The sequence below is a fragment of the Providencia lanzhouensis genome, from assembly GCF_050469745.1.
Classification (GTDB): Bacteria; Pseudomonadota; Gammaproteobacteria; order Enterobacterales; family Enterobacteriaceae; genus Providencia; species Providencia lanzhouensis.
In genome coordinates this window covers 2,643,110-2,663,416 of record NZ_CP174123.1, presented here as the reverse complement: position 1 = coordinate 2,663,416, position 20,307 = coordinate 2,643,110, and the positions used below count along the sequence as shown (strand labels likewise).

Annotated in this window: 15 protein-coding genes and 8 tRNA genes; 13 read left to right on the top strand and 10 right to left on the bottom strand. The window is 41.6% G+C overall.

The window, feature by feature from the left end:
• Both cysA and cysM read left to right on the top strand, forming a co-directional pair.
• Nucleotides 1-1,089 (top strand): sulfate/thiosulfate ABC transporter ATP-binding protein CysA, encoded by a 1,089-nt coding sequence (cysA, locus tag ACIH2S_RS12620; protein WP_036949529.1) that lies wholly within the window; start codon nt 1-3, stop codon nt 1,087-1,089.
• A gap of 81 nt (nt 1,090-1,170) precedes the next feature.
• Complete coding sequence (gene cysM / locus ACIH2S_RS12615; RefSeq protein ID WP_430247520.1) at nt 1,171-2,055, top strand: cysteine synthase CysM; 885 nt, start codon at nt 1,171-1,173, stop codon at nt 2,053-2,055.
• Nucleotides 2,056-2,161: 106 nt separating this feature from the next.
• Here cysM and crr read toward each other — a convergent pair whose 3' ends face one another.
• The 5 genes from crr to cysZ all read right to left on the bottom strand — a co-directional run bounded on the left by crr (nt 2,162) and on the right by cysZ (nt 7,173).
• Nucleotides 2,162-2,671, bottom strand: a complete 510-nt coding sequence (gene crr, locus ACIH2S_RS12610) for a PTS glucose transporter subunit IIA (RefSeq protein WP_430247519.1) — start codon at nt 2,669-2,671, stop codon at nt 2,162-2,164.
• Nucleotides 2,672-2,719: 48 nt separating this feature from the next.
• Nucleotides 2,720-4,447: a phosphoenolpyruvate-protein phosphotransferase PtsI gene (gene ptsI / locus ACIH2S_RS12605; RefSeq protein WP_430247517.1), complete on the bottom strand. Its 1,728-nt coding sequence runs from the start codon at nt 4,445-4,447 to the stop codon at nt 2,720-2,722.
• Nucleotides 4,448-4,583: 136 nt separating this feature from the next.
• Nucleotides 4,584-4,841: a phosphocarrier protein Hpr gene (gene ptsH, locus ACIH2S_RS12600; RefSeq protein ID WP_006658608.1), complete on the bottom strand. Its 258-nt coding sequence runs from the start codon at nt 4,839-4,841 to the stop codon at nt 4,584-4,586.
• Nucleotides 4,842-5,196: 355 nt separating this feature from the next.
• Entirely contained in the window at nt 5,197-6,153 is a 957-nt protein-coding gene (cysK, locus tag ACIH2S_RS12595; RefSeq protein WP_036949535.1) for a cysteine synthase A, read from the bottom strand.
• Between the two features lie 255 nt (nt 6,154-6,408).
• Complete coding sequence (cysZ, locus tag ACIH2S_RS12590) at nt 6,409-7,173, bottom strand: sulfate transporter CysZ (protein WP_036949537.1); 765 nt, start codon at nt 7,171-7,173, stop codon at nt 6,409-6,411.
• A gap of 219 nt (nt 7,174-7,392) precedes the next feature.
• On the opposite strand from cysZ, the gene zipA reads away from it, so the two are divergent.
• The 4 genes from zipA to ACIH2S_RS12570 all read left to right on the top strand — a co-directional run bounded on the left by zipA (nt 7,393) and on the right by ACIH2S_RS12570 (nt 12,242).
• Nucleotides 7,393-8,436: a cell division protein ZipA gene (zipA, locus tag ACIH2S_RS12585; RefSeq protein WP_108478549.1), complete on the top strand. Its 1,044-nt coding sequence runs from the start codon at nt 7,393-7,395 to the stop codon at nt 8,434-8,436.
• A gap of 45 nt (nt 8,437-8,481) precedes the next feature.
• Nucleotides 8,482-10,518: an NAD-dependent DNA ligase LigA gene (ligA, locus tag ACIH2S_RS12580; protein WP_108478550.1), complete on the top strand. Its 2,037-nt coding sequence runs from the start codon at nt 8,482-8,484 to the stop codon at nt 10,516-10,518.
• 242 nt (nt 10,519-10,760) lie between these two features.
• Nucleotides 10,761-11,945 (top strand): NupC/NupG family nucleoside CNT transporter, encoded by a 1,185-nt coding sequence (locus ACIH2S_RS12575; RefSeq protein ID WP_036949543.1) that lies wholly within the window; start codon nt 10,761-10,763, stop codon nt 11,943-11,945.
• A gap of 81 nt (nt 11,946-12,026) precedes the next feature.
• Nucleotides 12,027-12,242 (top strand): DUF3820 family protein, encoded by a 216-nt coding sequence (locus ACIH2S_RS12570; RefSeq protein ID WP_108478551.1) that lies wholly within the window; start codon nt 12,027-12,029, stop codon nt 12,240-12,242.
• A gap of 22 nt (nt 12,243-12,264) precedes the next feature.
• On the opposite strand, the gene ACIH2S_RS12565 is transcribed toward ACIH2S_RS12570, so the two are convergent.
• The 4 genes from ACIH2S_RS12565 to gltX all read right to left on the bottom strand — a co-directional run bounded on the left by ACIH2S_RS12565 (nt 12,265) and on the right by gltX (nt 15,634).
• The gene (locus ACIH2S_RS12565) at nt 12,265-13,605 is read right to left on the bottom strand and encodes a flavin monoamine oxidase family protein (RefSeq protein ID WP_108478552.1); all 1,341 of its coding nucleotides are present in this window, start codon (nt 13,603-13,605) and stop codon (nt 12,265-12,267) included.
• A 212-nt stretch (nt 13,606-13,817) separates the two neighbouring features.
• A tRNA-Ala gene (locus ACIH2S_RS12560) sits at nt 13,818-13,893 on the bottom strand.
• Nucleotides 13,894-13,942: 49 nt separating this feature from the next.
• Nucleotides 13,943-14,018, bottom strand: a tRNA-Ala gene (locus ACIH2S_RS12555).
• A gap of 194 nt (nt 14,019-14,212) precedes the next feature.
• Nucleotides 14,213-15,634 (bottom strand): glutamate--tRNA ligase, encoded by a 1,422-nt coding sequence (gltX, locus tag ACIH2S_RS12550; RefSeq protein ID WP_108478553.1) that lies wholly within the window; start codon nt 15,632-15,634, stop codon nt 14,213-14,215.
• A 355-nt stretch (nt 15,635-15,989) separates the two neighbouring features.
• Here gltX and ACIH2S_RS12545 point away from each other — a divergent pair.
• The 7 genes from ACIH2S_RS12545 (at nt 15,990) to ACIH2S_RS12515 (ending at nt 18,293) form a co-directional block, all read left to right on the top strand.
• Nucleotides 15,990-16,065, top strand: a tRNA-Val gene (locus tag ACIH2S_RS12545).
• A gap of 27 nt (nt 16,066-16,092) precedes the next feature.
• Nucleotides 16,093-16,168 (top strand) — tRNA-Val (locus ACIH2S_RS12540).
• A gap of 31 nt (nt 16,169-16,199) precedes the next feature.
• A tRNA-Val gene (locus ACIH2S_RS12535) sits at nt 16,200-16,275 on the top strand.
• 42 nt (nt 16,276-16,317) lie between these two features.
• Nucleotides 16,318-16,393: transfer RNA gene (locus tag ACIH2S_RS12530), tRNA-Lys, on the top strand.
• Nucleotides 16,394-16,437: 44 nt separating this feature from the next.
• A tRNA-Lys gene (locus ACIH2S_RS12525) sits at nt 16,438-16,513 on the top strand.
• A 21-nt stretch (nt 16,514-16,534) separates the two neighbouring features.
• A tRNA-Val gene (locus ACIH2S_RS12520) sits at nt 16,535-16,610 on the top strand.
• Nucleotides 16,611-17,993: 1,383 nt separating this feature from the next.
• Nucleotides 17,994-18,293, top strand: a complete 300-nt coding sequence (locus ACIH2S_RS12515; protein WP_430247516.1) for a helix-turn-helix domain-containing protein — start codon at nt 17,994-17,996, stop codon at nt 18,291-18,293.
• 244 nt (nt 18,294-18,537) lie between these two features.
• On the opposite strand, the gene ACIH2S_RS12510 is transcribed toward ACIH2S_RS12515, so the two are convergent.
• Nucleotides 18,538-20,265 carry a potassium/proton antiporter gene (locus ACIH2S_RS12510; protein WP_108478554.1) on the bottom strand — a complete coding sequence of 576 codons (1,728 nt, stop codon included), beginning with the start codon at nt 20,263-20,265 and terminating at the stop codon, nt 18,538-18,540.
• Between the last annotated feature and the right edge of the window lie 42 nt (nt 20,266-20,307).

Below are 20,307 nucleotides of genomic sequence, written 5' to 3'. Positions count from 1 at the left end.
ATGAGTATTGAAATTAATCATGTTGGTAAATTGTTTGGTAAAACATCAGTGCTGAACAATATCTCATTGGATATCGGCTCAGGGGAAATGGTGGCATTGTTGGGGCCATCTGGCTCTGGGAAAACCACCTTGTTGCGGATTATTGCGGGGCTAGAGCAACAAAGCCACGGTTCGTTACGTTTCCATGGTCAAGATGTAAGCCAAGTCCATGCGAAAGATAGGCATGTCGGTTTCGTTTTCCAGCATTATGCGCTATTTCGCCACATGACGGTATTCGAGAATGTGGCGTTTGGTTTGACGGTATTACCTCGAAAACAGCGACCCTCAAAAGCAGCGATTAAGCAAAAAGCAATGGCGCTGCTTGAGATGGTGCAATTAGCCCATTTGGCTGAGCGTTTTCCTTCTCAGCTTTCTGGTGGACAAAAACAGCGGGTAGCATTGGCAAGAGCATTAGCGGTAGAGCCGCAAATTTTGCTGTTAGACGAACCGTTTGGTGCACTAGACGCGCAAGTGCGTATTGAATTACGTCGTTGGTTGCGTCAGCTTCATGAAGAGTTGAAATTCACGAGTGTATTCGTGACTCATGACCAAGAGGAAGCGATGGAAGTTGCAGATCGCATAGTCGTGATGAGCCAAGGGCATATTGAACAAGTCGGTACTCCAAATGAAATTTGGCAATCACCGGAAACGCGTTTTGTGCTTGAATTCATGGGGGAGGTTAACAAAATCCCTGGACAGATCCGCGGTTCACAGTTGCAGATAGCGAACTTTACCTTCCCACTCGCGCAGGTTAGTGCTCAGCAAGGGGAGGTCGATGTATTTATTCGCCCTTGGGATATTCGTTTGCAGAAAGAAAGGGATGAACAACACCAATTGCCAGTAAGGATCATTGAATCGGGCCCTCGCGGCCATTTTTGGCAATTAACGGTGCAACCTTTAGGTTGGAGTGAGGAAACCTTGTCCGTGGTATGGCAGGATGCGCGTACTGTTCCTACAAGGGGCGAAAATTACTACCTCGGCAGCCAACAAACACAAATTTATCAGGGTAAAGAGCCATTATTTTTCCCCTCTCTAGCTAAAAGCGCGTAGATTAATAAGGGATGATTGATTTTAGAATTAATTGTTAATTATATTATCAATCAATAAAAAATTATTATAAGGAAAAACACAGTGTCAACGTTGGAACAGTTTATTGGTCATACGCCGTTGGTTCGCTTGCAACGTCTAACGGAAGGTTTGGATGCTGAAATCTGGGTAAAGCTTGAAGGAAATAACCCTGCCGGTTCAGTAAAAGATAGAGCGGCATTTTCGATGATCAACGAAGCCGAAAAACGCGGGGAGATCAAACCGGGAGATACGCTTATTGAAGCCACCAGTGGCAATACAGGGATCGCTTTAGCGATGATTGCTGCGGTGAAAGGTTACAAACTGAAGCTGTTAATGCCGGATAACATGAGCCAAGAGCGTAAAGCGTCTATGCAAGCTTATGATGCAGAACTTATTTTAGTGAGTACGACAGTAGGAATGGAAGGGGCGAGGGACTTAGCTCAAGAGATGGCAAAGCGAGGCGAAGGGAAGGTTTTAGACCAATTTAATAACCCTGATAATCCTTTAGCCCATTTTAAAACTACAGGACCCGAGATCTGGCAACAAACAGCAGGGCGAATTACCCATTTTGTGTCTAGTATGGGGACAACAGGCACCATCACTGGCGTGAGTCGTTACTTAAAAAGCCAATCACAAGATGTGGAAATTGTGGGCTTACAACCCGCTGAAAAGAGCCAAATCCCAGGGATTCGCCGTTGGTCTCCAGAATATTTACCGGGGATTTTTGACAGCGAATTAGTGGATACTGTACTCGATATTAATCAGCAAGAAGCTGAAGACGCGATGCGCGCTTTAGCAAAACGTGAAGGTATTTTTTGTGGTGTAAGTTCAGGTGGTGCGGTAGCGGGTGCGTTACGAGTAGCAAAAGAGAACCCTCATGCCGTGATTGTGGCGATTATTTGTGATCGTGGTGACCGCTATTTGTCGACAGGTGTTTTTGATAAATAAACGTTTGTTGATAGAACGTCTAGAAAATAGAACCCAACAAAAAACCACCAGGGCAAAAATGTCGCTGGTGGTTTGTTATTAAGCTGCTTTTTAAGGTTTAGCGCAATTATTTCTTAATACGCATAATGACTGTTTCACCCACAGTCACGGTACCGCTTAATTTATTCAGCTCTTTGATCTCGTCCATATTTGAAATAACAACTGGAGTCAGAACTGATTTTGCTTTTTCTTCTAACAGGGCTAAGTCAAACTCAATGATAACGTCGCCTTTTTTCACAGATTGACCTTCTTCTGCGATACGTTTAAAGCCTTCGCCTTTGAGTTCAACAGTATCAATACCGAAGTGAACAAACAGTTCGATACCATCATCAGATTCAATAGAAAACGCATGGTTAGTTTCAAAAATTTTACCGATTGTACCATCAACCGGAGCCACAATTTTGTTGCCAGAAGGCTTGATAGCAATACCGTCACCAACAATTTTTTCTGCGAACACAACGTCTGGTACATCTTCAATATTGACTATCTCGCCTGATAATGGCGCGATGATTTCAATATTGCCACTGCTACTTTTGTCTTCCGAAACTAGTGATTTCAGTTTGTCAAACAGACCCATGGACCTTCTCCTAATCGTTTTATATGGGACCGAACTAATGTGCTGCTGTTAGCATAACGTTTTTTCTTGGATAAAGGTATCGACAAGTTTCATCAATTCATCGGCTGTTGGTTGAGCAAGTGCTTGTTCCGCTAGCGCTTGAGTATCTGCAAAATTCGCATTACGAATAAGCTTTTTGATACGAGGAATTGAGATTGCGCTCATACTAAATTCGTCCAGACCCATGCCTAACAGCAATAAGGTCGCACGTTCATCACCTGCTAATTCACCACACATACCCGTCCATTTACCTTCCGCGTGAGAAGCGTCAATCACTTGTTTAATCAAGTTCAAGACGGCTGGAGACATCGGATTATAAAGGTGTGAAATCAGCTCATTACCACGGTCAACCGCTAAAGTGTATTGAGTGAGATCATTCGTCCCAATACTAAAGAAATCAACTTCCTTCGCCAAATGATGTGCAATGACTGCCGCAGCTGGCGTTTCCACCATAATACCGACTTCAATCGCTTCATCAAAGGCTTTGCCTTCTTTTCGTAGCTGCTCTTTAAGCATCTCAAGTTCTGCTTTCAGTTCTCGAACTTCTTCGACAGAAATAACCATCGGGAACATGATACGCAGTTTACCAAATTTAGACGCCCTTAAAATAGCTCTTAATTGAGAGTGTAGAATTTCTTTGCGGTCAAGACAAATACGAATTGCACGCCAGCCAAGGAATGGGTTCTCTTCCTTCGGTAAGTTCATGTAAGGTAAGTCTTTATCACCACCAATATCCATTGTACGTACAATCACTGCTTGGCTGCCCATGGCTTCTGCTACAGCTTTATACGCTTGGAATTGCTCTTCTTCTGTTGGCAGAGCGTCTCTGTCCATGAATAAGAATTCAGTGCGGTATAGACCTACACCTTCTGCGCCATTACGCTCAGCACCTGCGACATCACGCACAGTACCGATGTTTGCACAGACTTCAACTTGATGACCGTCTAAGGTCATTGCTGGTAAATCTTTTAATTTCGCCAGATCTTCTTTTTCTTGTAGGTATTCATTTCTGAAGGCTTTCAGCTTATCAATTTCGCTTTCAGATGGATTGAGGTAAATGGTGTTGTTCACGCCATCTAATACAATAAAATCACCGCTTTTCACTTTGCTGGTCGCATCGGTGGTACCGACAATCGCAGGAATTTCCAGTGAACGAGCCATGATAGAGGTATGGGAAGTACGACCACCGAGGTCAGTGATAAAACCTAATACTTTGTCTAAGTTTAACTGAGCAGTTTCGGATGGAGTCAAATCAGGGGCAACTAAAATAACTTCTTCGGTGATTGCGCTTAAATCGACAATCGGCATATTAAGAATATTTCTGAGCAGGCGTTTACCAATGTCACGTACGTCAGCGGCACGCTCTTTCAGATATTCGTCATCTAATGCTTCTAATGCTTGAGCTTGGTCTTCAATGACTGAGTAAACCGCCGCATCCGCGGTTTTTTTATCGCCTTTGATGAGAGAAATAATTTCTTGCTCTAATTCTTCATCTTCCAGCAGCATGATATGACCTTCAAAAATCTCAGCTTTTTCCGCACCAAGATTTTTTTCTGCTTTATCTTTGATAAGGCTAAGCTGCTCAGCTGATTTGTTACGTCCATCAATGAAGTTTTGGATCTCTTTATCAATTTGCTCGTCAGTGATTTTACGGGTGCTGACAACAATAGGATCTTCTTTGAGGATGAGAGCCTGACCAAAAGCAAAACCTGGGGATACTAAAATTCCTGAAATCATAATATTACCTTACTACTGATAGGAGATTTGATGTTGCAGAGACAACAGTAGATATAAGTGATTAAGCAGGTGTCCCCGAATAAATTATTCAGGGACAGGGAATTATTACGTTAAAACAAGATGGCAAAGTGAAACGTTATTCTAATTCGCCCATCAGTTTAACTAAAAATTCAACTGCTTGTTGCTCATCTTCACCTTCAGCAGAAATGGTGACTACGGTGCCTTGGGTTAAACCTAATGTTTGTAGTTTGAACAGGCTTTTTGCGCTAGCTGACTTGCCGCCTGAACTCAGAGTAATGTCTGAAGTGAACGCTTTTGCTTCTTTAACGAATTGAGCCGCAGGACGAGTATGTAAACCGTTAGGTGCTGTAATAGTAACTTCTTGCTGGAACATAATATTTCCTCAGTGATTTTAAGATTTTTATGATGACACAGCCTATTGTAGATGAAATATGCTGAGCATGCGTATAATTTAGATTATCAACGATTCATTTGGTTTTCTACTTTGTTTGGTATCAACCAAATTATCATTTATTTAGCTTAAATTTCACACAACGCTTTTAGTGGGTATTTTGCCATTCAATAGATGAGTGACTAAAAAATGATTAATTTCGAGGTGTGAAATAATTACTATGTTTAATACTAAATGCCGGATAATAAATCATCCCAATCCGTGCTAATCTATGATCTCACCCACAAAAAAAGCACCTAATTGGTGCTTTTTTAACGTAATGTTAACCTAACAATCATTATTCGGCATTAATATCTGCAAACAGTGCGGTGGATAAGTAACGCTCTCCTGAAGACGGAAGAATGACCACAATATTTTTGTCTTTATATTCTGGTAGTGCAGCAAGTTTAGCGGCTGCCGCAATCGCAGCACCCGAAGAAATACCCGCCAGAATACCTTCTTTTTCCATTAACTCACGAGCGGTTGAAATTGCTTCGTCATCAGTAATTTGCAGGACTTTATCAATAATAGAAAGGTCTAAGTTGCCAGGGATAAAACCAGCACCGATTCCTTGGATTTTATGGGGGCCCGGCTTAATTTCTTCACCCGCAAGAGCTTGAGTGATTACTGGGGAAGTTGCGGGTTCAACGGCAACCATCACCACATCTTTTTTCCCTTTTGTCTGCTTTAAATAGCGTCCAATACCTGTGATAGTCCCGCCAGTTCCAACACCAGAAACAACGACATCCACGTTGCCATCAGTATCATTCCATATTTCAGGCCCGGTCGTTTTCTCGTGAATGGCTGGGTTGGCTGGGTTACTAAATTGCTGTAATAGCAGATACTTACTTGGGTTGCTGTTGACGATTTCTTCCGCTTTCGCAATAGCGCCTTTCATACCTTTGGCGCCTTCAGTCAGGATTAAATTAGCGCCAAGGGCTTTTAGAAGTTTACGGCGTTCTACGCTCATTGTTTCTGGCATGGTCAGCGTTAGTTTATAACCACGAGCCGCGGCCACGTAGGCGAGGGCAATCCCCGTATTTCCGCTTGTTGGCTCAACCAGTTCTTTATCTTTTGTCAGGATGCCTTTTTTCTCTGCATCCCAAATCATGTTCGCGCCCACACGGCATTTCACGCTGAAGCTTGGGTTACGAGATTCCACTTTTGCCAAAATATTACCGTTGCCAAAATGCTGTAAACGCACTAATGGAGTATTTCCAATGGTCAACGAATTATCTTCATAAATTTTGCTCATGGGACATCCTTAAAATTAACGGTTAGCCAAGAATTAGGTGTGTTTTCAAAATTGAATATGAATTCAACATACTCGAACATCTGATTATTGCAAATATGATTTAACGCTAGAATATAACCATGGGTTATTTAAAATTGCATTATTATAACTAAGATGGAATGTTTGATATCGGGCGAATTTGAGAGTAGGAGCAGTGGAGAAGGATATGCAGATAGGTACCTGCATATCCCTAGAAAGCGTTAGTTTTGATGAGGGCTAATAGCGAGCATAACGAGCGCGATAACGGTCAACCCACATTAAGGTTGCGCCACAAACTGCAACCGGCATGATGACTAAATTCAAAATTGGGATCATCATTAATAAGCTGACGGCACCACCAAATTGAACATTATTCACTCGGTCTTTTGAGAGTGCTTGCTTCATGTCGTTAAACCCAACTCGATGGTTATCAAATGGGTAATCGCAATATTGAATAGACATCATCCAAGCGCCGAACAGGAACCATAAAACGGGTGCAACAGTTTGTCCAATACCGGGAATAAAGAACAGCACCAATAACACGATGGCTCGTGGCAAATAGTAAGCAATTCGCACAAATTCGCGTTTAATCATGCGCGGTACATCTTTTAGCAATTCTGCCATTCCCGTATCAGGTGCAGGCTTACCGGTCAATTCAGCTTCTAAATGCTCTGATAGCCAGCCGTTAAACGGAGCCGCGATGATGTTGGCAATCGTGCTAAAGAAATAGCTGAAAATCAGTAAGATAGAAATGACGGCAACAGGCCAAATCAGATAGTCAAGCCATTGTAGCCAGCTAGGGATGTAGCTCATAACCTGCTCAATCCATCCGCCAAGCTTGCTGTATAACCACCAAAAAGCGCCACCAAGCAGCAGAATGTTTGCTAATAGGGGTAAAATAACAAAACGCTTAATGCCAGGACGAGTGATTAGTCGCCACCCTTGTGAAAAGTAATAAAAACCAGAGTGATTTTTTTGTGGCGAAAATGTCGATTGGGTCATACTTCTTATTATCTCCTTTGCGGGTGAGCATGTATCATATAGGTATGAAATTACACTGACTAGTGATAATTTTGTTTAAAAAAGCAGCAAACGAAGGCGGAATATTCTCTTTCTTGTAAGAAAATCGTTCTGAGGGTTGCACTTAGAGCAATTGAGAAATAATCTTAAGGTAGTTTCCGCCGTGATGGCATCATTATTCATCAACTAGAGATAGCAGCGATGCAGGATTTGCGTCTAATATTAGTGGTCGTAGGTGCGATAGCCATTGTCGCTTTATTACTGCATGGTTTATGGACCAGCCGTAAAGAGCGCTCTAAGTTATTTCGCGACAGACCTGTAAAACGTAGAAAGAATGACACGCAGGAAAGTTCATCAGAATATGATGATTCTGCTCTGTTTACTGAAAATCAACCGGTACAAAAAGCCGCTGTTGAAGATCAGCCTATCTATATGGTGAAAGAGGAGCCGCGTGCTGAGCCTGTCTCTCAACCCCATACAATTCAACGTGACGCTGAGCCTGAGTTTAATTTAACTGCGGAGCACTCACCACAGCCTGCTTCAAAGCCAGTTAAACCAACAGCTTCTGAGCCTGTGTTTGCTCCACATGTTGATAATCGCCATGCCCCTGAGCAATTGACGATTAATATGGCAGATGAAGCTGATTTACAAGAGCATGTTTCAGAACCTGTACGCATTCATACAGAGCCGAAAATCCATGTTTCTGCACAGCCAGAGTCTGCACCACAAGTCTCTGCTCATCAAGAAGCGGTACAACCTGTGGCTCAACCTCATAGTGAAGTAGAGCACGAAGCACCAAGTGCATCAGTAGAAAAAGCGGCAGTTGCAAGTGAAAAAGAAATTGTTCTGGTACTGCATGTTGCAGCGCATCACGGGCAGGTTCTTGAAGGTGAAGCATTACTGCAAAGTATTCTTCAAGCGGGCTTCCAGTTCGGTGCCATGAATATCTTCCACCGTCACGTTCATCCAGCGGGATCGGGTCCAGTATTATTTAGTCTGGCAAACATGGTGAAACCAGGATCATTTGACCCAGAAGCTATGTCTGATTTCACCACACCGGGCGTCTCTATCTTTATGATGGTGCCGTCTTATGGTGAAGCTAGCCAGAACTTTAAATTAATGCTCCAAGCGGCACAACGTATTGCATCAGATGCAGGTGGTGTTGTGTTGGATGATGAACGAAAAATACTGACACCTCAAAAAATAGAGGTGTATCATGCAAGAATTCGAAATACATTAAGTTAATTAAAACCCCCGATTCAGGGGGTTTTTTATATCTATTGGTGAAACATGACGACGAAACAAACCCCAGACGCACTCACGCAAAAAATAGACGCGCTAAAACAACAATTGCGCCATCACGAATACCTCTATCATGTTATGGATGCGCCAGAAATTCCTGATGTGGAATATGACAAACTGATGCAGGAACTTAAAAGCCTCGAAGCGCAGCATCCAGAACTGATCACCACAGATTCCCCAACCCAGCGTGTGGGTGCAGCACCATTAGCTGCATTCGATACAGTTCGCCATGAAATTCCCATGCTCTCTTTAGATAACGTGTTTGATGAAGAAAGCTATCTCGCATTTGATAAACGCGTGAAAGACCGACTGCATAACCACACTGAATTAACATTTTGCTGCGAACTCAAATTAGATGGTTTAGCCGTCAGCTTGCTGTATGAAAATGGTGAGTTAGTTCAAGCAGCTACCCGTGGTGATGGTACTGTTGGTGAAAATATCACGGCTAACGTACGCACGATCAAAGCGATTCCGCTGCGTTTACGGGGGGATAATATTCCTGCCCGTGTTGAAATTCGTGGTGAAGTTTTTATGCCTCAAAAAGGCTTTGAGGCCATGAACGAAGAAGCGCGTAAAACGGATGGTAAGATTTTTGCTAACCCACGCAATGCGGCGGCGGGTTCCCTTCGCCAGTTAGACCCGCGTATTACCGCTAAACGCCCATTAACCTTCTACTGCTATGGTGTAGGGCTGGTGGAAGGCAAAACATTGCCAGATACCCATTACGAGCGCTTGATGCAATTTAAAGCGTGGGGGCTGCCAGTGAGTGAGCATGTACAGCTACGTGTTGGTTGCCAGCAAGTGCTCGATTTCTATCACCATGTTGAAAAAATTCGCCCGACGCTCGGTTTTGATATCGATGGTGTCGTGATTAAAGTGAATGATATTGCCACTCAAGAAGAATTAGGTTTTGTTTCCCGGGCACCACGCTGGGCAACGGCGTTTAAATTTCCAGCTCAAGAGCAAATCACATTACTAAAAGATGTCGAGTTCCAAGTGGGGCGCACAGGGGCGATTACGCCCGTGGCTCGATTAGAGCCAGTGCAAGTTGCGGGTGTTGTGGTGAGTAATGCCACACTCCATAACGCGGATGAAATTGACCGTTTGGGTGTTCGCATTGGGGATACTGTCGTGATCCGCCGAGCAGGGGATGTTATTCCTCAAATCGTGAGTGTCGTGCTGGATAAACGCCCTGCGGATAGTCGTGAAATTCTGTTTCCAACCCATTGCCCAGTCTGTAATTCAGATATTGAGCGTATCGAAGGGGAAGCGGTGGCTCGCTGTACAGGTGGGTTAACCTGTGGCGCTCAATTAAAAGAATCACTGAAACACTTTGTTTCTCGCCGTGCGATGGATGTCGATGGGATGGGGGATAAAATTATTGAGCAGCTGGTCGACGCGGAATATGTGAAAAATGCGGCGCAGCTCTATCAATTATCAGCGGGTAAATTAACCGGCCTAGAACGAATGGGACCGAAATCTGCACAAAAACTCATTGATGCGCTCGAAAAATCCAAACAAACGACACTGGCTCGCTTTATCTATGCATTAGGGATCCGTGAAGTGGGTGAGGCGACAGCGGCGAACCTCGCAGCACATTATGCATCATTAGATGCGGTGATGGCGGCGGATGAAGAATCACTGAAAACCGTTCAAGATATTGGTGAAGTGGTGGCAAAGCATGTGGTGCATTTCTTCCGCGAAGAGCACAATCGCCAAGTTATTCATGATTTACTGACCATCGCGAACATCCACTGGCCTGAAGTGAAAGTGATTAACAGTGCTGATATCGATAGCCCATTTGCTGGAAAAACAATCGTACTTACTGGATCGATGTCAACGCTTTCTCGCGATGAAGCTAAGGATAGATTGATTGCCTTAGGCGCGAAAGTCGCGGGTAGTGTATCGAAAAAAACTGACTTGGTGATTGCCGGTGAAGCGGCGGGTTCAAAGTTAGCGAAAGCGACAGAATTGGGGATAAAAGTCATTGATGAAGAAGAATTAATTCGTTTGCTGAATATCTAATCGTGACCTATATTTAATGCGCAATGCCATTATCGTCCGTCGTGATAATGGCATTTCTTATTTTCTGGCTAACATTTTTACAGTTGTTATTAATGTGTTACTCGTGAAACGTGATCTGGTCGTGACTTTTGAAAGATAGGCTGAGTCAGTTTTCATATTAATGTGACGTTAATCTCATTTAAATGTTGTCTATTACATAGAATATGCGCATAGACTGATTCGTAACTTTGTTGGAGTCAAATATGACCTCGATCCTGCACTTTATTTTATCCATCGTCATCATCGGCGCTCTCGCTATTTTAGCGAGTAGTAACCGTAGAGGGATCCGCCCTCGCTATGTTATTCAATTACTTGTGATCCAAATTGCACTCGCTTACCTGTTCTTAAAATCAGGTATCGGTGAGTCTTTCGTTCTTGGTGTTGCTGGCGTATTTACCCATTTATTGGGTTATGCGGCAGAAGGGACCAAATTTATCTTTGGCGGAATGATTGAAGGCAACTTAGCATTCTTCTTCCTACAAGTATTGTGTCCAATTATCTTTATCTCTGCACTGATTGGTATTTTACAGCACATTAAAGTCCTGCCTTTCGTTATCCGCATCATCGGTACGGTGCTGTCGAAAGTAAACGGCATGGGTAAACTTGAGTCATTCAACGCAGTAAGTTCATTACTGTTGGGTCAGTCAGAAAACTTTATTGCCTATAAAGACCAATTAGGCAGCATGTCAGAAAGAAGAATGTACACCATGGCGGCAACGGCGATGTCTACCGTTTCAATGTCCATCGTGGGTGCATACATGACCATGTTAGATCCAAAATATGTGGTTGCCGCTTTGGTCTTAAACATGTTTGGTACATTCGTGGTGTTATCGCTGATCAACCCGTACCCACCAGAAGGGGAAAAAGAGATCCAAATGCGCAGCCTGCATGAAGGTCAAAGCTTCTTCGAAATGCTGGGTGAATATATTCTTGCTGGGTTTAAAGTTGCGATTATCGTTTCTGCGATGCTGATTGGTTTTATCGCCCTGATTGCGATGGTTAACGGAATCTGCTCTGCTATTTTCAATGTTAGCTTCCAAACTATGCTGGGCTATGTGTTCTATCCATTTGCTTGGATGTTAGGTATCCCTGCGAATGAAGCGTTACAAGTTGGCGGTATCATGGCAGTGAAAATGGTGACCAACGAATTCGTGGCAATGGATGGCTTAAAAGCCGTAGCATCGGGTTTATCTGACCGCTCTGTGGGTATCTTATCTGTATTCTTAGTGTCATTCGCTAACTTCTCTTCCATCGGTATTATTGCTGGTGCTATTAAAGGGTTAGATGAAAAACAAGGTAATACCGTTGCACGTTTTGGTCTGAAATTATTGTACGGTTCAACGCTGGTAAGCTTCTTATCTGCTGCGGTGGTTGGATTAATCCTGTAGTCATTACGATAAAAAGTGTTACAGTGAGAAACGGCATTCAGTGAATGCCGTTTTTTTTATATTTAAAACAAGAGCGGATAAATGGAAAAACAAGACTTACTCGATATAGCCAATACATCGATGCCATTTGGTAAATATAAAGGTTGTGTCCTGATTGATCTTCCTGAGGAATACTTGCTGTGGTTTTATAAAAAAGGGGAGTTTCCTGCAGGGCGATTAGGGGAATTGATGGAGATAACTCTTGGGCTGAAGATAGAAGGGCTAGATAGCATTGTTAAGCCCCTAAAACGAAAGTAAGGGTTAGAGGCTTAATCGATAATTAAAGCGTATTAAGCAGGCTGTTGGCGGCATCTATACCCGATTGATAAGCACCATGTACGGTACCAGCTCCTGATAGTGCTAAATGTTCTCCTGCAAAGAAAACTTTGTTATCAATAGGCTGTTTTAATTGGGCAATTTGATCCGCTGAATAGTTAGGTGCGGGGTAGCTAAACGAGCCATAAGCGTAAATATCTTTTTCCCACTCGGTTTTTATCAGCTGTATAGGTGCGGGTACATTATCAAATACCTTACTGAGCGATTGTTGCAGTTCATGCCATGCGGCGTATTCATCACACTCTTCAAGCCATTTTGCGGACAACCCACCAAATAAAAACAGCAACGTTGGTTTTTGGTAAATCGCGCTTACATCCATAAAATTTAGCCAATAATCAGACTCATGAATATACATACTATTGACGTTGTTGAGTGAATTTTTACGCCAAAAAGCCTGTTCAAAGGTGACAAATAACTTGTTGAATACACCGAAACCTAACTGATGAATAGCTTCTTGAGTTTTTTCAGGCAGTGCAGGCGTAAAATGAATTTTGTTTTTCTTCAACACCCCTAGCGGTACGGTGACAACGACTTTATGGGCATTGAATTGTTGTCCATTAAGCGTGGTGATAGTGACATAATTATCGAAGTAATGAATATGTTCAACTGGATGGTTAAGGCGAATATCCAGCCCATTTGATAGCGTTTCGATAATTTGGGAATATCCGCGAGGGAAGATCACTTCATCGCCTTCACAAAAGCCTTCAAGTTGTAAAAAATAGGGAGATAATGTCTCTAATGTGCAAGCACAGGGATCTTCAGCGATAACTTCAAAAAACTCATGTAAACCTGTTTGTAGCTGTTCAAACAGGGATTGACTTGCATGGTGGTCTACTGTCAATAAATGGTGGAATTCAGGGCTTTGCAACCAACTATTTAACGCTTCGGCTGCATTGTTAAATTGGCAGGGTGATGAAATGGTTTCAAACTGTTCCATTAAATAGTCAAGACCCGCTTCAAAAGCCTCTTTTTCGTTCTCACACAAAACCAAGCCATTTTTTTTATAGAAAATAGCGTCTTGGTAATTGAAAACAACGGTTTGAATATGGTGCTGTTGTGCGATTGCACTGATTGGATTGTCGGTAATACCGTGGATCCAAGAAGCGCCTAAATCATAAAATTGGTTATCAATTTCACGCGTATGAATACGCCCACCAAGACGGTCGCGTGCTTCTAAGATAAGGACTTTTTTATGTTGGGGGGGTTGTGACTGTAATTGATTTGCGACTGATAAACCTGAAACGCCTGCTCCTATCACAATGATATCGGCATCTATGTGTGGCATAACTCACCTAGTTGAAATGGAATAGGGACGATGTGCGATGACACATCTGAATAATTCTATTTAAATAAAATTATAAGCTAATTATATATGAGTAAATCAAATGTGAATAGACGGTACAGTAGGGGAAAGTGAGTTAGGCTAAATTATTAAGATAAACTGCAAATAGAATTTGGAAAAGGAAAGAGTGAATTAAAGGGAGATAAGAAAGAGTTTGGTGGAGCTAAGCGGGATCGAACCGCTGACCTCTTGCATGCCATGCAAGCGCTCTCCCAGCTGAGCTATAGCCCCAAACGTAGTCTTTTGTTATGAAATTCAGCCATCTAAACTGGTTTTTAGATGGTGGAGCTAAGCGGGATCGAACCGCTGACCTCTTGCATGCCATGCAAGCGCTCTCCCAGCTGAGCTATAGCCCCAAACAAAATCTTTTGGACGGGAGGCATCATATTCAAGCTCGATTGGAGTGTCAATATATTAATATGTTTTTCGGGTTTAACTGCTGAAATATAGAACATTTTGCAATCAATTCCCATTTAATGCGGGAGCTGAAAAGCAAACTGCCTCTTAATTTAAGAGGCAGTAAAATAGAAAGGCTTCTTAATTTAGAAAATTATTGTGCGGATGCTTCGCGTTCTGCGATAAACGCTAATGCTTTTTCGATACGAGCTACAGAACGAGCCTGACCGATAGCATGAACGGTAACATCTAACCCAGGTGATTGGCCTGCACCAGTTACCGCTACACGTAAAGGCATTCCCACTTTACCCATACCCACATCTAATTCAGCCGCGGTCGCTTCAATCGCTTGATGGACATTCTCGGCCGTCCAATCGGAAATAGCGATTAATTTGTCTTTCACCACTTCTAATGGCTGACGTGCGACTGGGCGTAAGTGTTTTTTCGCTGCATCAGCATCAAACTCTTCAAAGTCCTGATAGAAGTAGTGGCAAGATTCCGCCATTTCTTTCAGTGTCTTACAGCGCTCACCCAGTAATTTGATTAACTCAACTAACTGTGGACCTGTGCTGGTGTCGATATTTTGCTGTTCGATATGCCATGCAAGGTAGGTTGCCACTTCTTCAGCTGGCAGAGTATTGATGTAGTGATGGTTCAGCCACTGTAATTTCTCAGTGTTGAATGCACTCGCTGATTTGCTGATAGCATCAAGAGAAAAATATTCTTTCATTTCTTCAATTGAGAAGATCTCTTGGTCGCCGTGTGACCAGCCTAAGCGTACTAAATAGTTTAATAGTGCTTGTGGCAGGTAACCGTCATCGCGATATTGCATAACGCTAACAGCGCCATGGCGTTTAGACAGTTTTTTACCATCATCACCTAAAATCATCGAAACGTGAGCATATTCAGGCACTGGCGCGCCTAATGCTTTGAGAATGTTGATTTGGCGAGGGGTGTTATTGATATGGTCTTCACCACGAATGACGTGGGTAATTTCCATATCCCAGTCATCAATAACGACACAGAAGTTGTAAGTTGGAGAACCATCGGTACGACGGATGATTAAGTCATCCAGCTCTTGGTTGCTAAATTCAATTGGACCACGAATGGTGTCATTGAAAATTACAGAACCGTCTTGTGGGTTACGGAAGCGAACAACATGCGGTTCTGCCGCAGTGTGGTTATGTTCATGGTCACGGCAACACCCGTCATAGCGAGGTTTTTCGCCTTTTGCCATTTGTTCTTCGCGTAACGCTTCTAAACGCTCTTTAGAGCAGTAGCAGCGGTAAGCGGTACCTGCTTCTAACATGGTATCAATTACCGCATTGTAGCGGTCGAAACGCTTAGTTTGATAGTAAGGACCTTCATCCCAATTTAAATTCAACCAGTTCATACCGTCCATAATGGCGTCGATAGCTTCCTGAGTTGAACGTTCTAAGTCGGTGTCTTCAATACGCAGGACAAATTCGCCCTGATTGTGGCGACTATATAACCAGGAATACAGGGCGGTACGAGCACCACCAACGTGCAAGTAGCCAGTTGGGCTTGGTGCAAAACGGGTTTTGATTTTACTCATCGAGATTGCCTTAATTGCGAAACGTTGTTTCTTATGCGCTTATGTTCATCGTAAGCATTGCTAAAAGTTCCTCTATTCTATCACCCTGTAGTGAATCCTCAATCTGCTTCTCTCTATACAGATAAAGAAAATCATCAAATTGGGAAAATAACCGCTGAAATTTTTAGTCTGGTGAGCTTCGGATGATTTTTTTCTAATAAAATTTAGTAGGATAATGTAGTTAATTGATTAAAAAGGGTACTTCTTAGGTGATAATTAAAACATCTTGATTATTTTTGCAACGAACAGAAAAAATCTATTCAAAAACCGTTGACTCAGAACGCAGTATCCCTATAATGCACCTCCATCGACGACGGGGCGATTAGCTCAGTTGGTAGAGCACCTCCCTTACAAGGAGGGGGTCAGTGGTTCGAGCCCGCTATCGCCCACCACCGTTGACGATGAAAACATAAATGATTGGGCGATTAGCTCAGTTGGTAGAGCACCTCCCTTACAAGGAGGGGGTCAGTGGTTCGAGCCCGCTATCGCCCACCAATTATTTATGACAATGTGGTTATTATGAAGTGGGCGATTAGCTCAGTTGGTAGAGCACCTCCCTTACAAGGAGGGGGTCAGTGGTTCGAGCCCGCTATCGCCCACCACTTCATCTTTTCTTGCATTAAAAACAATTCAGAAATACAGATGGGTCGTTAGCTCAGTTGGTAGAGCAGTTGACTTTTAATCAATTGGTCGCAGGTTCGAATCCTGCACGACCCACCATCTAAATGAAATAAGTCATTCAAGCAGTACAGATACTTGAATATGGGTCGTTAGCTCAGTTGGTAGAGCAGTTGACTTTTAATCAATTGGTCGCAGGTTCGAATCCTGCACGACCCACCATCAAGTACAGCGTCATGAAGTGGGCGATTAGCTCAGTTGGTAGAGCACCTCCCTTACAAGGAGGGGGTCAGTGGTTCGAGCCCGCTATCGCCCACCACTTCATCATTCTCAAAAAGCGCCTCTCTAAAAACGTCAATTGAAGATATAACTTACTGATTTTAGTTAATTTGTGTATAGTTACATTCAATAAATTTTCATCATCCTCTCTCTATGATCCTTCGTTGATTTTGCTTAAATATTCATATTACTCATTAAGTATTATTCCTATTAAGATTGAATATGGCGTTATATTGACCATTATATTATTAATATAAACTTTTGTTTTTTTATGAATCAATATATTCAATGAAACGATAACGAGATTTTTCCTTGCATTGAATAAGTCTCAATTTGGTTAAAATCAAAATCTAGTTAATAAAAATAAAGAATGTTAACGCCTTAAGTGAAATTACCTAAATGGAGATGTTAAAGGATTAATGCATTAATAGTTTTATCTGAAATGAATTTTTATTTAAAACTATGGCGGTAATGTAACTGCGTTAGAAACTAAATTATGCGATACCCATGAACAGCCTTATGTTGGTTTGGATTAAATAAATTATTAAGAATATTCTTAGATGATATTAAAGAAATAACAAACAAAACTTTCATTGATATTACAGTAAAAGAATATCTTCAAAGTAGTATATTAGTGAATAATTCTAGCTATTCACGTTTTGATAATCTTAAAGTTCAATAATTTCTGAGTGTTCATGTATTCATAATATTAAAATAAGATTATCGATAATCAGTAATGTTCATATTTTTGTGATATTCATCAAGTAAAGTGAATGTTCGGCTTCCTTAACGTTAATGTTTTGTTATGTTGAATATGTAGGTGCATTAAATTCACTAAGTTACTTTAAAAATATAGCGTTTAATTAATTTGTAGCATGCGGTTCAAAAATGTAAGTTATTGATGTTTTATGTTGCAAAATAGTTATATATGTAAAACACATATTTTTTACTTTCTTTTACAGAAAATGCTCACTTAATGTGGTTTTTGACTCAAAAAACTACCAATGTTATCGTGAAACGATTAACTTTGTTACAGTGTTAAATTATTCTGTTTATTTCCTTTATTTTTGGATTTATTGGCGGGAAAGTGGTTGGTTTTTAGTGAATTGTCTTGCGATGTGCTCTTTCACCTGAGTTTACTCGGTGATATTCACTGGCTATCAATTTGCATAATAGATTGATAATTAAGGATTTATTTGCTAACTCGTCTTGTTTGTATAGAAAAAAATATTTTGTTACATAGTTGCAATGTCATTTTTGGACTAGTTGAAACTAATTAGAAGGCTAGTATATCATTCTCTTAGTGATGTTGGATGTATCACCATGTTTTTATCGATGAACTATATAGTACATATAAAATAACAATGAAAATGGCAGAAAATACCTGCTGATTTTTATTCAATTAATATAGATTGAAGCGAGAATGTTTATAAATACAAAATATCCTGTCGCTTGTGCAGTTGGACAAAAAATTAAGTCTTTAAGAAAAGCTCAAGGCTATACGGTTTTCCAATTAGCTAAAGAGATCGACATCAGTGAACAACAACTATTTCGTTATGAACGAGGTGTGAATCGTATTGATATAGATTGCTTAGTTCGCGTATTAAAGGTACTAGGCGTAAATATGGGTGAGTTCTTTAGTGAAGTTCTCCAGGATGATATCAACGCGTCTGAGGAAAGAGAATCTAAAGGGTTTAACGACTCACTTTATTCTCTCGTATAATATCTATTCTATGTATACGTTTCATAATGAAACAAATTAAGTACAGTAATTAAATTGTTTCAATTGAGAACGATAAAATTAATTAACTCAAGTTAGTTAGTAAAAGTCATTGAATATATTAATCTCCCTCTTATATAGAGTACTTGCAAAAATAAAAGCCCCTTTGGGGCTTTTATTTTTTATGCATACAATTTAGAAAATAAGCGTGGAAAAATGAAAATGGATTATCACTATTTTTAACATATTATTCCTGCTGGATTTTTACTGGCTCTAAAATAACAGTAACGATACGTGGGCCGATCATTTCATCAATTTTTATTTGTATGCCATCTAGCTTAATCACATCCCCTTGAGAGGGTTCATTTTCAGTATTGACGTGAATAAATTGATTGAGTGTTTTATCGGAATCAACTTCAATCAAAATCCCATATGACTCATAAATTTCATTTAATCGCGTTGTGCCTTTTAAGCTTAAACCTGATTCAGGTAGCTCCATAACGGTTGGTTCTGAAGAAGTTTGTTCGGAGAATAATCTTTCTAAGAATAGGCGATTTTGCGGTTTTAGTACGACAAACAAATGATCATTCGCCATTAAGATTGTTGAGCCGCGTGGTGGCAATACACTTTTTTCTCGGGTGATCATCGCAATCACGGTTTGGTCAGGCAGGGCTAATTGAGATAACCTTCGTCCTACCGCAGAGCAGTCCTCGCCCAGCGTATATTCGACCAAGTCAGCATCAATCTGGTCGACAGCAGTAATATCTAATGTCGCAGCGGGCAGAAGCGGTGGTGGTTGCATAAGATTTAACTTGCGAGCAAAGTAAGGCAGCGTGGAACCTTGTAGCGTTGCAGAAATGAGTACCACGAAGAAAACAACATCAAAAATGAGGTTGGCCCCCGGTAACCCAAAAATGAAGGGGAAAATAGCCAAAATAATCGGAACAGAGCCTCTTAGTCCAACCCAGGAGATAAGTGCTATCTCATTTCGAGTGAAGCGAAATAGTTTGAGTACAGGGACAACCGCCAACGGTCTTGCAACAAAGGTTAATACCAGCGCAATGAGCAACCCTTCCTGCCATACCTCAATTAATGAGCTAGGGTTAACCAATAAGCCTAACATCACGAACATGATGATTTGGCTTAACCATGCAAGCCCATCATGGAATAGAAAGGTATTGCGCTGGAAAACAAATGAGTGATTACCAATAACCACACCCGTGACAAAAATAGATAAGAAGCCACTTCCATCTAAATTACTGGCGACACCGAATGAAAACAAACCACAAGCCGCCACTAAAACGGGATAAAGACCTGCCGCAAGTAACTTAATTTTGTTGATGATCTTTATTGAAATCCAACCAACACCTACCCCTACAGCAGCACCAATTCCCATTTGGCTAACAAATAATAAAGCTAATTCACTGCCAGAGGCTTGTGGGTTCATTAGCAGTTGCAGTAGTCCAACGGTTAAAAATATGGCCATCGGGTCGTTGGTTGCACTCTCTATCTCTAAAGTCGCCTGTAAACGCTCATTTAGGTAAATGCCTGCATTGCGTAGCAGTGAAAATACGGCGGCGGCATCCGTTGAGCCAACAATGGCGCCTAAAAGCAACCCTTCAAGAAGTGGAATACCTAAAATATAGGCAGCGGCTAACCCAGTGATACCCGCAGTAATCAAAACACCAACGGTAGCTAAGGTGAATGCAGGTTTCCAGACTAGCTTAATTGATTTTACTGAGGTTTGTAGCCCACCATCGAAAAGGATTAGAGCAAGGGCGAGAGAGCCAACAGCATAAGATACATTGACGTTATCAAAGGTAATTTTCCCTAAGCCATCCTCACCTGCCAGCATGCCAATAAAGAGAAACATAACCAACATTGGTAAACCAAGTCTTGCAGACAATTTACTCGAAAAAATACCGAGTAAAATCAATATGGATGAAAGCAATATAAGTTGTTCGATAGTCGGCATAATCAGTTTTCAGTTAGAGGTTAATAAAACGCTGACGATGCA